Source organism: Scandinavium sp. UTDF21-P1B, assembly GCF_040750395.1.
GTDB lineage: Bacteria > Pseudomonadota > Gammaproteobacteria > Enterobacterales > Enterobacteriaceae > Scandinavium.
The window spans coordinates 321,101-333,684 of record NZ_JBFLVD010000011.1; the positions used below are offsets into that span (position 1 = coordinate 321,101).

The window sequence follows — 12,584 nt, forward strand, 5'->3', positions numbered from 1 at the left end:
TGTTGTTAATTAAGGGCTATTTTAATAACTTTTAGTTAACAATTGGTTAATAATTTAGGGGGTCACGTTGACTACGCCATTGAAAAAGATTGTGATTGTGGGTGGTGGTGCCGGCGGGCTGGAGCTGGCTACTCAATTGGGTAGAAAGCTTGGCCGCGGCAAAAAAGCGAAAATCACGCTTGTAGACCGGAACCACAGCCATCTGTGGAAACCACTGCTGCATGAAGTGGCGACCGGATCGCTGGACGAAGGCGTGGACGCGCTGAGCTACCTGGCGCACGCCCGTAACCACAACTTCCAGTTCCAGCTGGGGTCGGTAATGGACATCAATCGCGAAGCCAAAACGATCACTCTGGCCGAACTGCGCGATGAGAAGGGTGAGCTGCTGGTGCCGGAGCGCAAGCTGCCGTATGACACGCTGGTGATGGCGCTCGGCAGTACCTCCAACGACTTCAATACGCCGGGCGTGAAGGAAAACTGCATTTTCCTTGATAACCCACATCAGGCGCGTCGTTTCCACCAGGAGATGCTCAACCTGTTCCTGAAGCACTCCAGCAACCTGGGCGCGAACGGCAAGGTCAATATTGCTATCGTCGGCGGCGGGGCGACGGGGGTAGAACTCTCGGCTGAACTGCACAACGCCGTGAAGCAGCTGCACAGCTACGGCTACAAAGGCCTGACCAACGATGCACTGAACGTGACGCTGGTGGAAGCCGGGGAGCGCATTCTCCCTGCGCTGCCGCCGCGTATCTCCGGTGCGGCGCATAGCGAGCTTACCAAAATGGGCGTGCGTGTGCTGACCCAGACTATGGTCACCAGCGCCGATGCGGGCGGGCTGCATACCAAGGAAGGCGAGTATATCAACGCCGATCTGATGGTGTGGGCAGCAGGGATTAAAGCGCCGGACTTTATGAAAGAGATTGGCGGGCTGGAAACTAACCGCATCAATCAGCTGGTGGTGGAACCTACGTTGCAGACTACCCGTGACGCAGACATCTACGCCATTGGTGACTGCGCTTCCTGCGCGCGCCCTGAAGGCGGATTTGTGCCACCGCGCGCTCAGGCGGCGCACCAGATGGCAAGCCTGGCGCTGAGCAACATCCTGGCGCAGATCAAAGGCAAACCGCTGAAAGCGTATACCTATAAAGATCACGGTTCGCTGGTGTCGCTGTCGAACTACTCAACCGTCGGTAGCCTGATGGGCAACCTGATGCGTGGCTCGATGATGGTGGAAGGGCGCATTGCGCGCTTCGTTTATATCTCTCTCTACCGTATGCACCAGATTGCGCTACACGGCTACTTCAAAACCGGGCTGATGATGCTGGTAGGCAGCATCAACCGGGTGATTCGTCCTCGCCTGAAGCTGCACTAACGGATGAAGACCCGGCTGAGTCCGGGTCTTTTTTTGGTGATATCTGCTGCCAGTTTCTCATACAGCCTTCGGACTTCTCTGAATCACATTCACCAGCAGAATAAGCGGCAATTTTTCATCCCTTTTCTTATATCCACCTCGTCCTTATGGTTGCAAAATTGTTACCAACAGCAACAAAGGAGGAACTCCCGTGAATAAATCAATGTTAGCGGGTATAGGGATTGGCGTAGCTGCTGCGCTGGGTGTGGCAGCGGTGGCCAGTCTGAACGTATTAGATCGTGGCCCGCAGTATGCACAAGTTATTTCCGCCACCCCGATTAAAGAGACCGTCAAAACACCTCGTCAGGAGTGCCGTAACGTCTCCGTAACGCACCGTCGTCCGGTGCAGGATGAAAACCGTATCGCCGGTTCAGTGCTGGGTGCGGTAGCCGGTGGGGTGATAGGCCATCAGTTTGGCGGCGGGCGTGGTAAGGACGTCGCGACCATTGCCGGTGCGCTGGGTGGCGGTTACGCAGGTAACCAGATCCAGGGCTCTATGCAGGATAGCGACACCTACACCACCACGCAGCAGCGCTGTAAAACGGTGTACGACAAGTCGGATAAAATGCTGGGTTACGATGTAACCTACAAAATTGGCGATCAGCAGGGGAAAATCCGTATGGATAAGGACCCGGGCACCCAGATCCCACTCGACAGCAATGGTCAGCTTGTTCTGAATAACAAAGCGTAAAAAAGCATTGCCCTTACGTGTTAATTGGCCCCTCATTCGCTCAGGCTGAGGGGCCTTTTTTATGGCGCGGGATCAGACTTTGAGTATCTGCGGCCACAGACGAAGCGTGGTGTTGGTGATTTGCATCAGCGTCTCAAAGCTTGCGCCTTCGCGGGCGCTGATCGACATTCCTTGCAGGATACAGCTCAGAAATTGTGCCAGCTCATCAGTACTTTTACCCGCCGGAATTTCGCCCTTAGCCTGGCGCTGGTGCAAAAATTGTCTCAGCGTCTTTTCCTGCATGGCATGACGTGACTTGATCGTATGGGCGATCTCTTTCGACGAAGCCGCAAGAGTGGCGGAGGTGTTGATCATAAAACATCCCGCCGGGGTATCTTTGCTGGTAAAGCAGGTCGCGACGGCGGTGAAATAGTCACGCAGCGCGGTTTCGACCGACTTCTCTTCGCAAAACAGCTGCGCTTCGTGCTTATCTGCAAAGCGAGAAATGTACCTGTCCAGTACGGCCCGGAACAGGCCTTCTTTATTTACAAACTCTGCATACAGCGTGGGGGCTTTTGCCCCGGTGGCTTCGACTAAATCCGCGAGGGATGTTGCCTCATACCCATGCTGCCAGAAGAGCGTCATGGCCTTATCAAGCGCCACTTCCCTGTCGAACACTTTTGGTCGGCCACGGCTTTTTTTTGTGCAACTTGCAACGTCAGTTGTCATGGTGCCGCTGGTCCTCTGTGGTTGTGTTAAGCCTCCATTATAAAAACAAACTCCGGGCATAACCAGCGGCCTGTTGCACAAAATAAAATAATCCTATTGATATGAAAAATAAGGCATTATTAATTTATATAGTAATCGTTATGAAAATAATTTGACGTGTGACCTGGATCACATTATGATTTCTGTATCGATCGTTAAGTTAATAATAACGACCAGCCAAAATTCATCTGCATAGGTATAAGAATATGAAAAGCATCAAAACCCTGGCCATCGCAGCCGTACTGAGTTCTCTGTCGTTCGCAAGCTTTGCTGCTGTAGAAGTGCAGTCCACCCCTGTAGACCAGCATAAAGTGGGTGTGATTTCTGCTGATGCGGGCACCAATCTGGGCTCTCTGGAAGACCAGCTGGCGCAAAAAGCGGATGCAATGGGTGCCAAATCCTACCGTATTACCTCTGTTACCGGCCCGAACACCCTGCACGGGACGGCGGTAATTTATAAATAAGGTTCGCCTTATTTTAAAACCCTCGGCAATGCCACTGCCTTAAAAGAGCACCGCGACATAAGTCGCGGTGTTTTTTTTACATATTTTGCAGCGGAGATTCGCCGTGTCGGGTGACATCCACCGGCATCCCGGATCGCACCTCCATCACATGATCCATCACCTGAGCGTCTGTCTGTGGCGCATTCCTGAACGTTGTCAACGCGGCGTTGAGTGAAATCGGTAATACCTGCGGGTCGTCATCGATATGCTTCGATAAAGGCTGATGTACCTCCACAAGATGCACGCCGCCCGGCTCAACGGAGGCCTTAATCGGTGTATTAAGGATGTTCACTTTAGTGCCCGGCGTGACTTGTTTAAACAGCGTTTCGATATCGCCATCGCGCAGGCGAATACAGCCGGAGCTCACTCGCATGCCGATACCAAAGTCCGCATTAGTGCCGTGCAGCAGGTAAACGCCGCCAAAAGCGGCCAGTCGAATCGCATGATGCCCCATCGGGTTATCCGGCCCTGCGGGCACAACCGCAGGTAAATCAATACCGTTAGCCTTATAGCGCGCCCGAATGTTGGCCGTTGGCGTCCAGGTCGGGTTGGCGCGTTTATCGGATACCGTGGTAACCATGGTTGGCGTAAGCGTATCACCGCCCAGTTGGCCGATGCCAATAGGGTAGACCGTCACGCTATTGGTGCCCGGCTTGTAGTAGTAAAGGCGCAGTTCGGCAAGGTTAATGACGATGCCTTCGCGCGGTGCATCTGGCAGCAGAGTTTGCAGCGGAATGGTCAGCACGCTGCCCGGTCGTGGTACGTAAGGATCGACACCCGGATTCGCCTGAAGCAGCGCAAGGAAGCCAACATTGTATTTTTTGGCAATAGCCTCAAGTGAACCGCCATTATTTTCAACGACGTGAACCCGATTCTCGCCCACCAGACGGCTGCCGGGTGGGGGGAGAGGCCAGGTATTGGCTTGCGCAGGCTGCGCCGCGATAGCGGTCATGAAGACAGCGAACAGGGCAAGCGAGCGCAGAAAACGCGATTGAATCATCATCACAGCACTTCCATAACGGCGATTGAGCAGGAAAACGCTCATTATGGTGTCAGTCCGTGTCTTGATGTTTCAGTGCTTTGCAAAGAGTGTGTAAATTCAGGGGAGAAACCCGGCGACGAGCGCCGCCGGGTGAGAGAAGATTATGCGATGGCGTTCTCTTCCAGCTGCTGCATGAAGTTGCGCACCCAGTCCATGCGGTTTTTACGCTCGGTCAGATCCTGGAAGAACTTCAGGCGCGTTGGCCCGTCCAGGCGATAGTGCTGCGGCTGCTTTTGCAACAGTCCGATAAGCCAGGCCGGATTGACGTGGTTTTTCTCGTTGAACTCCACCACGCCGCCTTTTTCGTTGCCTTCCAGTTTGCGGATCCCAAGCTTCTGCGCCTGCTGGCGGAGTCGGGCGATATCCAGCAGGTTGCGGGCCGCATCCGGTAGCAGGCCGAAGCGGTCGATCAGCTCCACTTTCAGCTCATCCAGCGCCGCTTCGCCTTTGGCGCTGGCGATGCGTTTGTAGAACGACAGACGAGTGTTGACGTCGGGGATGAAATCATCCGGCAGCAACGATGACATCCGCAGCTCGACTTCCGTCTGCTGGCTGGTCAGATCCTCCAGCGACGGCTCGCGCCCGGCTTTCAGCGCGTCGACGGCGTTTTCCAGCAGCTCCATATACAGCGAGAAGCCAATAGTTTCCATTGAACCGCTCTGATCTTCGCCCAGCAGCTCGCCTGCACCGCGAATCTCCAGATCGTGCGTTGCCAGCGCAAAGCCCGCGCCCAGATCTTCGAGCGACGCAATGGCTTCCAGACGCTTCTGCGCGTCGGTGGTCATCGCTTTCGGATGCGGTGTCAGCAGCCAGGCATAGGCCTGATGATGTGAACGCCCGACGCGCCCGCGAAGCTGATGAAGCTGCGCCAGACCGAAGTGGTCGGCCCGTTCGATAATAATGGTGTTGGCGGTTGGAATGTCGATCCCGGTCTCGATAATGGTGGTACACACCAGCACGTTGAAACGCTGGTGGTGGAAGTCATTCATTACCCTTTCCAGTTCGCGCTCGCGCATCTGGCCGTGTCCGATAGCAATCCGCGCTTCCGGCACCAGCTCCGCCAGCCTGTCCGCCGCCTTCTGAATGTTTTCTACGTCGTTGTAGAGATAGTAAACCTGCCCGCCGCGCAGCACTTCACGCAGGATGGCCTCGCGCACGACTAAATTGTCGTACTCGCGAACGAAGGTTTTCACCGCCAGCCGTCGCGCAGGCGGCGTGGCAATAATCGACAGGTCACGCATGCCGCTCATTGCCATGTTCAGCGTGCGCGGGATCGGCGTGGCGGTCAGGGTCAGAATATCGACGTCGGCGCGCATCGCTTTAATGCGCTCCTTGTGACGCACGCCAAAGCGGTGCTCTTCATCGACAATCAGCAGGCCGAGATCTTTCCACTTCACGTCGCTTTGCAGCAGCTTATGGGTACCAATCAGAATGTCGATTTTGCCCTCACTGGCTGCTTCCAGTATCTGCGTTTGCTCTTTGGCGCTGCGGAAACGAGAGAGCATTTCGATACGCACCGGCCAGTTGGCGAAACGGTCGCGGAAGTTATCGAAGTGCTGTTGTGCCAACAGCGTTGTTGGCACCAGTACGGCGACCTGTTTATTGTTCTCAACCGCCAGGAACGCAGCCCGCATCGCAACTTCCGTTTTCCCGAAGCCCACGTCGCCGCATACCAGCCTGTCCATCGCCAGCGGCTGACACATATCGCTCAGCACGGCGTTGATGGCCTGGGCCTGGTCCGGGGTGGTTTCGAACGGGAAGCTGTCGCAGAACAGCTGGTATTGTTCGCGATCGTGCTTAAAGGCAAAGCCTGATTTCGCGGCACGTTGGGCATAAATGTCGAGCAATTCGGCAGCTACGTCGCGCACTTTCTCCGCGGCTTTCTGCCGCGCACGCGCCCAGGCGTCGCCGCCCAGCTTATGCAAAGGAGCATTATCCTCTGCACCGCCCGCATAGCGACTAATCAGGTGCAGCGACGAGACCGGCACATAGAGTTTGGCGTCGTTGGCATAAATGAGCATCAGGTACTCAGCGGTGATGCCACCGGCTTCCAGCGTCGTCATCCCGGCGTAGCGGCCTACGCCGTGTTCCAGATGCACCACTGGCTGGCCCTCATGTAGCTCCGCCAGGTTGCGGATCAGCGTGTCCGGGTTAATGGTGCGCCGGGAATCCTGGCGACGACGCGCCACGCGTTCACCCAGCAGATCGCTTTCGCAGATCAGCGCCCGGTTGCGCAGCGTGTCGATATAGCCATGCTCGGCAGAGCCAATCATCAGATAGCGGCCCGCACCCTCGCACTCATCGAGGCGCTGGATGCGTTTTGGCGAAAGCTTAATGCGTGAGAGCAGCTCGCCTAACGCTTCGCGACGACCTTCGCTTTCCACCGAGAAAATGACCGGCCCGTCGAAGGCCTCCAGGAAGCGACGCAGGTTATCAAGCGGCGCTTTCTGCTGCGCTTGTACTGCCAGATCCGGCAGCGTCTGATAACCGAGATTGACGTTGGCGGCTTTATCGGCCAGCTGTTCGGTTTTGAGCTGCACGCGCGGCCATTTTTTCAGCTCGCTGAACAGTTCGTCAGTGCGCAGCCAGAGCGTTTCCGGCGGCAGTAATGGACGCATCGGATCCACGCCGCGATTTTCAAAGCGGGCATGCGTATCGGCCTCAAAACGCTTCGCGCTGGCTTCCGGATCGCCGGTATTCACCAGCAGCGTATTGGCCGGAAAATAGCTGAACAGCGTCGTGAGAGGCTCGCTGAAGAACAGCGGCTGCCAGTATTCGATCCCGGCGGGGAGGGTGCCTTTGCTTACCTGCTGATAGATATGTTCGGCGTCTCGCTTAACGTCGAATTTATCGCGCCACTGGCTGCGGAACAGCTCAATGGCGTTTTTGTCGGTCGGAAATTCGTGCGCGGGCAGCAGGTTGATAGCCTCGACTTCCTCCAGCGTACGCTGGGTATCGGCATCAAACAGGCGCAGGCTGTCGATTTCATCATCGAAAAAGTCGAGGCGGTAAGGACGGTCGCTGCCCATCGGGAACAGATCCAGCAGCGCGCCGCGGGTGGCATATTCACCGTGCTCCATGACCTGATCGACGTGGCGATACCCGGCGCTGTCAAGCTGAGCCCGCAGCGCATCACGCGACAGACGCTGGCCTTTTTTCATCACTAACGCGTGACCGTGCAGATAGCTATGCGGGCACACGCGCTGCATCAGCGTATTCACCGGCACAATCAGCACGCCACGCTGCATGGTCGGCAACTGATACAGCGTAGACAGGCGCGAGGAGATGATTTCCTGATGCGGCGAGAAGCTGTCATACGGCAGCGTTTCCCAGTCGGCGAGGTTAATGACCAGTTCATCGGTGAACTGACTGATTTCATCTTGCAGACGCAGGGCGTTTTGCATGTCCGGGGCAATAAGCGCCACCGGGCCGGAATGACGTTCAGCAATCTGCGCCACTTCCGTTGCGCAGGCGGCGCCGGTTAACTCTCCCAGCAGACGTTGTTCGCCCGCTTTAACGGGCAGGGCGTATCGTTGTTGTGCTTCAGGCATAGATAATGTCGGGGTCCCGTAAAGGTTTACCCCTGATTATGGGGGCAAACCGCCGCTCTTCAATGAAGGTTATTATCCTCGATCGACCGACATTAGCAAATGAGCCCTCGAGCGCTACCGGTTCAGCGCAACCGTCGGGGGAGAAAAGAGAATATCACCCGCCACTCGCTGAGAGAGTCGACGGGCGAGCATTCCGGTCGCGACGCACAGCAGCAGGCTCAGGAACGGATAAAACAGCAGAATGCTCAACTCAACCGACGGCGAGCGGGGTTGTGCGCTGAGCCAGCCGAGCAGCAGCAGGCTGAAAATTTCCACCAGAATGCGGTGAGTGGTGTAAATCGCGATGGTGTTTGAGCCGACAACGTTCAGCAGCGAATTTTCCGACGGCGGGAAGCGCCGTCCGACCGCATAAAATACCTTCATAATGATGAAAATCGACAACAGCGAAAGCAGCAATGGCGTGCGCATAAACCACAGGACCACGGCGGCAAACGCAAAGATCCCCAGCGGCAGCCAGCGGCGGCGAATATCAAACGTTTTCATCCACGTCATCAGCGGCGTGCCGAACCAGGCGCCCAGCGCATAATAAATAACGTTACGCAGCACGCTGTTCATGCCCCACCACGGCGTTGGCAGGAAATTGATGACGACGCTGAGCAGGGCCAGCCCGGCGAGCATGGGTATTTTTGCACGTGAAGTCAGCTTGCAGAATACGAAGTAGGCGATCAGCGCATACAGATACCAGAGGCTGGTACTGGCGGTGAGCATTGCCTGTACAAATTCTCCGGGGCTGCCCGCGTAGGCCGCGTTTGCGCTGCTACTGACATCCCGCTCCGGTGCGAGCCAATGGGTAATGTGGCTTAACGCCTGCCATTGGATAAAGCCCCACAGCGCCAGTACCCACAGAATGTTGCCGACGCGCTTGCCTAAGCTGTCACGCCAGGAGACGCCGTCGATGTAGCGCTGAATCAGAAATCCGGAGATAAAAAAGAAGACCGGCATTCGAAAAGGGGCAAGGTAAAGATTGAAGTAGACCCAGCACTTTGCCAGCGTTTCCGACCACGGGTGTTGCCAGGCGTGAAGGTGTGGATAAAAGGTGATCACCGAGTGGTAAAACACCACAAGGCAGATACATAGCCCCTTGATTTGATTGATCCATAGTGCTTTTTCTTTCATAACGGTCCGGGTTCCTGATTGCCATAAACAGGGGACCATCCTAAGAAGTTCATCGCAGGTGTAACGGGTAACATTCTGTATTTCATTCATTTTCAGATAAAGGTCAGGCTGCACGGATCCGCGTTCTGCCGTTTACGCTCTGGTCTTTCGCTTATATACTCGTGCGATTGCCAACCGCAACCAGACGGAATACATGTACCAACCTGTCGCACTATTTATTGGCCTGCGTTATATGCGTGGGCGCGCAGCGGACCGCTTCGGTCGCTTTGTTTCCTGGCTGTCGACTATCGGCATTACCCTTGGGGTGATGGCGCTGGTGACCGTGCTTTCGGTCATGAACGGGTTTGAACGCGAGCTGCAAAACAACATTCTCGGGCTGATGCCGCAGGCGGTGCTCAGCGCGCAGCAGGGATCGCTCGATCCGCAGAAAATCCCCGAAAATGACGCGAAATTGCAGGGTGTGACGCGCGTTGCGCCGTTGACGACGGGTGACGTGGTGATTCAGAGCCCGCGCAGCGTTGCGGTCGGCGTGATGCTGGGCATTGACCCGGCGCAAAACGATCCGCTGACGCCATATCTCGTTAACGTCAAACAGACCGCGCTGGAAACCGGCCAGTACAACGTCATTCTCGGCGAGCAGCTTGCCGGGCAGCTGGGCGTTAAGCGCGGCGATCAAATCCGCATTATGGTGCCGTCGGCAAGCCAGTTCACGCCGATGGGCCGCGTGCCAAGCCAGCGCCTGTTTAACGTGATCGGCACCTTTGCCGCTAACAGCGAAGTCGACGGTTACCAGATGCTGGTCAATATTCAGGACGGTTCACGCCTGATGCGCTACCCGCTCGGCAATATTACCGGCTGGCGTCTGTGGCTCGATAAGCCGCTGGAAGTGGACACGCTCAGCGCGCAAAAGTTACCTGAAGGTACCAAATGGCAGGACTGGCGCGAGCGTAAAGGCGAGCTGTTCCAGGCCGTGCGCATGGAAAAAAACATGATGGGCCTGCTGTTGAGCCTGATCGTAGCCGTGGCCGCCTTTAACATTATTACCTCGCTCGGCCTGATGGTGATGGAGAAGCAGGGCGAAGTCGCCATTCTGCAAACCCAGGGCCTGACGCCGCGCCAGATTATGGCGGTGTTTATGGTGCAGGGCGCCAGCGCAGGCGTGATTGGCGCGCTGCTCGGCGCGCTGCTCGGCCTGCTGCTGGCAAGCCAGCTCAACAATTTAATGCCGATTATCGGCGCGTTCGTTGATGGCGGTGCGCTGCCGGTGGCGATTGAACCCGTCCAGGTGATCGTCATTGCGCTGGTGGCGATGCTGCTGGCGCTGCTTTCTACGCTTTATCCTTCCTGGCGCGCTGCCGCCACCCAACCCGCTGAGGCTTTACGTTATGAATAAGATCCTGTTGCAATGCGACAACCTGTGCAAACGCTATCAGGAAGGCACCGTGCAGACCGACGTGCTGCACAACGTCAGCTTCAGCATCGGGGAAGGGGAAATGATGGCGATTGTCGGCAGCTCAGGCTCCGGTAAAAGTACGCTCCTGCACCTGCTCGGCGGGCTGGATACGCCAACGTCCGGCGACGTGGTGTTCAGTGGTCAGCCGCTGTCGAAAATGTCGCTGGCGGCAAAGGCCGATCTGCGCAACCGCGAGCTGGGTTTTATCTATCAGTTCCACCATCTGTTACCGGATTTCACCGCCGAAGAGAACGTGGCGATGCCGCTGCTCATTGGTAAAAAGAAACCGGCTGAAATTCAGGAACGCGCCCGTGCAATGCTGGCGGCTGTGGGCCTCGATCATCGCCGCAGCCACCGCCCTTCCGAACTTTCCGGCGGTGAGCGTCAGCGCGTGGCGATTGCCCGTGCGCTGGTGAATAACCCGCGTCTGGTGATGGCGGATGAACCCACGGGCAACCTTGATGCCCGCAACGCCGACAGCATTTTCCAGCTGCTCGGTGAGCTGAACAAACAGCAGGGTACTGCGTTTCTGGTGGTCACCCACGATTTACAGCTGGCGAAGCGTATGAGCCGCCAACTGGAGATGCGTGACGGTCACCTGAACGCCGAACTGACCCTGATGGGAGCGGAGTAAGATGGCGTCTCCGTTATCCCTGCTGATTGGTTTGCGCTTTAGCCGCGGGCGTCGTCGCGGCGGCATGGTCTCGCTGATTTCAGTCATCTCCACCGTCGGTATTGCGCTGGGCGTGGCGGTACTGATCGTGGGATTAAGCGCCATGAACGGCTTTGAGCGCGAACTCAATAACCGCATTCTGGCGGTGGTGCCGCACGGTGAAATCGAACCGGTTAACCAGCCATGGACCAACTGGAACGAAGCGCTGAGCAACGTTGAGAAAGTTAAGGGTATTGCCGCGGCTGCTCCTTACATCAACTTTACCGGGCTGATTGAGAGCGGCAGCAATCTGCGTGCGATCCAGATTAAAGGCGTCGATCCACGGCAGGAAAGCAGGCTCAGCGCGCTGCCGAACTACGTGCAGAACAACGCCTGGGCGGGCTTTAAAGCGGGGGATCAGCAGATTATTCTTGGCAAAGGCGTGGCCGATGCGCTGAAGGTGAAGCAGGGCGACTGGGTCTCCATCATGATCCCCAACTCTGATAAAGAGCATCAGCTGCTGCAGCCTAAGCGCGTGCGCGTGCACGTGACCGGCATTCTGCAGCTTAGCGGTCAGCTCGATCACAGCTTTGCCATGATCCCAATGCCGGATGCCCAGCAGTATCTCGATATGGGCAGCAGCGTGACCGGCATAGCCATCAAAGTGAACGACGTGTTCAACGCCAACAAGCTGGTGCGTGATGCGGGCGAAGTGACCAACAGCTATGTGTACATCAAGAGCTGGATAGGGACTTATGGCTATATGTACCGCGACATTCAGATGATCCGCGCGATTATGTACCTGGCGATGATCCTGGTGATCGGCGTGGCCTGCTTTAACATCGTCTCGACGCTGGTGATGGCGGTGAAAGACAAAAGCAGCGATATCGCCGTGCTGCGTACGCTCGGCGCCAAAGATGGCCTGATCCGCGCCATTTTCGTCTGGTATGGCCTGCTGGCCGGACTGCTCGGCAGCGTACTTGGTGTGGTGATTGGCGTGCTGTGCGCGCTCAATCTGACGGTCATCATCAACGGCATTGAAAAGCTTATCGGTCACCAGTTCCTGTCCGGTGACATCTATTTTATCGACTTCCTGCCGTCTGAACTGCACTGGCTGGATGTCTTTTATGTGCTGGTCACGGCACTGCTGCTGAGCCTGCTGGCGAGCTGGTATCCTGCCCGTCGCGCCAGCCGGATTGATCCTGCTCGAGTGTTAAGTGGCCAGTAATTCAGTGGATTGCGGGAGATGAACTTGTAGGTCGGGTAAGGCGAAGCCGCCACCCGACATTGAGCCCGGCGGCGCTTCGCTTGCGCGGGCCTACGAAGCGCTTTCGCAATCCACTCTTTACGTCCTGACC

10 protein-coding genes are annotated in these 12,584 nt (G+C 56.5%); 6 read left to right on the forward strand and 4 right to left on the reverse strand.

What is annotated here, in order from left to right:
- Nucleotides 1-67 precede the first annotated feature (67 nt).
- Both AB1287_RS08110 and AB1287_RS08115 read left to right on the forward strand, forming a co-directional pair.
- Nucleotides 68-1,372, forward strand: a complete 1,305-nt coding sequence (locus AB1287_RS08110; RefSeq protein ID WP_312628249.1) for an NAD(P)/FAD-dependent oxidoreductase — start codon at nt 68-70, stop codon at nt 1,370-1,372.
- A 190-nt stretch (nt 1,373-1,562) separates the two neighbouring features.
- The gene (locus AB1287_RS08115; RefSeq protein ID WP_435617452.1) at nt 1,563-2,102 is read left to right on the forward strand and encodes a glycine zipper 2TM domain-containing protein; all 540 of its coding nucleotides are present in this window, start codon (nt 1,563-1,565) and stop codon (nt 2,100-2,102) included.
- Nucleotides 2,103-2,174: 72 nt separating this feature from the next.
- Here AB1287_RS08115 and AB1287_RS08120 read toward each other — a convergent pair whose 3' ends face one another.
- A complete protein-coding gene (locus tag AB1287_RS08120; protein WP_435617453.1) occupies nt 2,175-2,810 on the reverse strand; it encodes a TetR/AcrR family transcriptional regulator in 636 nt (211 codons plus the stop codon).
- 245 nt (nt 2,811-3,055) lie between these two features.
- Here AB1287_RS08120 and bhsA point away from each other — a divergent pair, with 245 nt between their 5' ends.
- Nucleotides 3,056-3,313 (forward strand): multiple stress resistance protein BhsA, encoded by a 258-nt coding sequence (gene bhsA, locus AB1287_RS08125; protein ID WP_312628255.1) that lies wholly within the window; start codon nt 3,056-3,058, stop codon nt 3,311-3,313.
- A gap of 76 nt (nt 3,314-3,389) precedes the next feature.
- On the opposite strand, the gene ldtC is transcribed toward bhsA, so the two are convergent.
- From ldtC to AB1287_RS08140, 3 genes are all read right to left on the reverse strand, one after another.
- Nucleotides 3,390-4,355, reverse strand: coding sequence for a L,D-transpeptidase LdtC (ldtC, locus tag AB1287_RS08130; protein WP_436799825.1), 966 nt, complete (start codon nt 4,353-4,355; stop codon nt 3,390-3,392).
- A 140-nt stretch (nt 4,356-4,495) separates the two neighbouring features.
- A complete protein-coding gene (gene mfd / locus AB1287_RS08135; protein WP_435617454.1) occupies nt 4,496-7,945 on the reverse strand; it encodes a transcription-repair coupling factor in 3,450 nt (1,149 codons plus the stop codon).
- A 114-nt stretch (nt 7,946-8,059) separates the two neighbouring features.
- Nucleotides 8,060-9,121, reverse strand: coding sequence for an acyltransferase family protein (locus AB1287_RS08140; protein WP_435617455.1), 1,062 nt, complete (start codon nt 9,119-9,121; stop codon nt 8,060-8,062).
- A 193-nt stretch (nt 9,122-9,314) separates the two neighbouring features.
- Between AB1287_RS08140 and lolC the strand changes: the two genes are divergently transcribed.
- Genes lolC through lolE form a run of 3 tightly spaced genes read left to right on the forward strand, consistent with a single transcriptional unit; the run spans nt 9,315 to nt 12,454 of the window.
- Entirely contained in the window at nt 9,315-10,514 is a 1,200-nt protein-coding gene (gene lolC, locus AB1287_RS08145; protein WP_435617456.1) for a lipoprotein-releasing ABC transporter permease subunit LolC, read from the forward strand.
- Complete coding sequence (gene lolD / locus AB1287_RS08150; RefSeq protein ID WP_312628262.1) at nt 10,507-11,208, forward strand: lipoprotein-releasing ABC transporter ATP-binding protein LolD; 702 nt, start codon at nt 10,507-10,509, stop codon at nt 11,206-11,208. The genes lolC and lolD overlap by 8 nt, the downstream gene beginning before the upstream one ends.
- Nucleotide 11,209: 1 nt before the next feature.
- Nucleotides 11,210-12,454 (forward strand): lipoprotein-releasing ABC transporter permease subunit LolE, encoded by a 1,245-nt coding sequence (lolE, locus tag AB1287_RS08155; protein WP_435617457.1) that lies wholly within the window; start codon nt 11,210-11,212, stop codon nt 12,452-12,454.
- The last annotated feature ends 130 nt before the right edge of the window (nt 12,455-12,584 follow it).

Coding starts and splice junctions, on each gene's coding strand:
- AB1287_RS08120 (WP_435617453.1), bottom strand. CDS start 2,810: ATGACAACTGACGTTGCAAGTTGCACAAAAAAAAGCCGTGGCCGACCA.
- bhsA (WP_312628255.1), top strand. CDS start 3,056: ATGAAAAGCATCAAAACCCTGGCCATCGCAGCCGTACTGAGTTCTCTG.
- ldtC (WP_436799825.1), bottom strand. CDS start 4,355: ATGATGATTCAATCGCGTTTTCTGCGCTCGCTTGCCCTGTTCGCTGTC.
- mfd (WP_435617454.1), bottom strand. CDS start 7,945: ATGCCTGAAGCACAACAACGATACGCCCTGCCCGTTAAAGCGGGCGAA.
- AB1287_RS08140 (WP_435617455.1), bottom strand. CDS start 9,121: ATGAAAGAAAAAGCACTATGGATCAATCAAATCAAGGGGCTATGTATC.
- lolC (WP_435617456.1), top strand. CDS start 9,315: ATGTACCAACCTGTCGCACTATTTATTGGCCTGCGTTATATGCGTGGG.
- lolD (WP_312628262.1), top strand. CDS start 10,507: ATGAATAAGATCCTGTTGCAATGCGACAACCTGTGCAAACGCTATCAG.
- lolE (WP_435617457.1), top strand. CDS start 11,210: ATGGCGTCTCCGTTATCCCTGCTGATTGGTTTGCGCTTTAGCCGCGGG.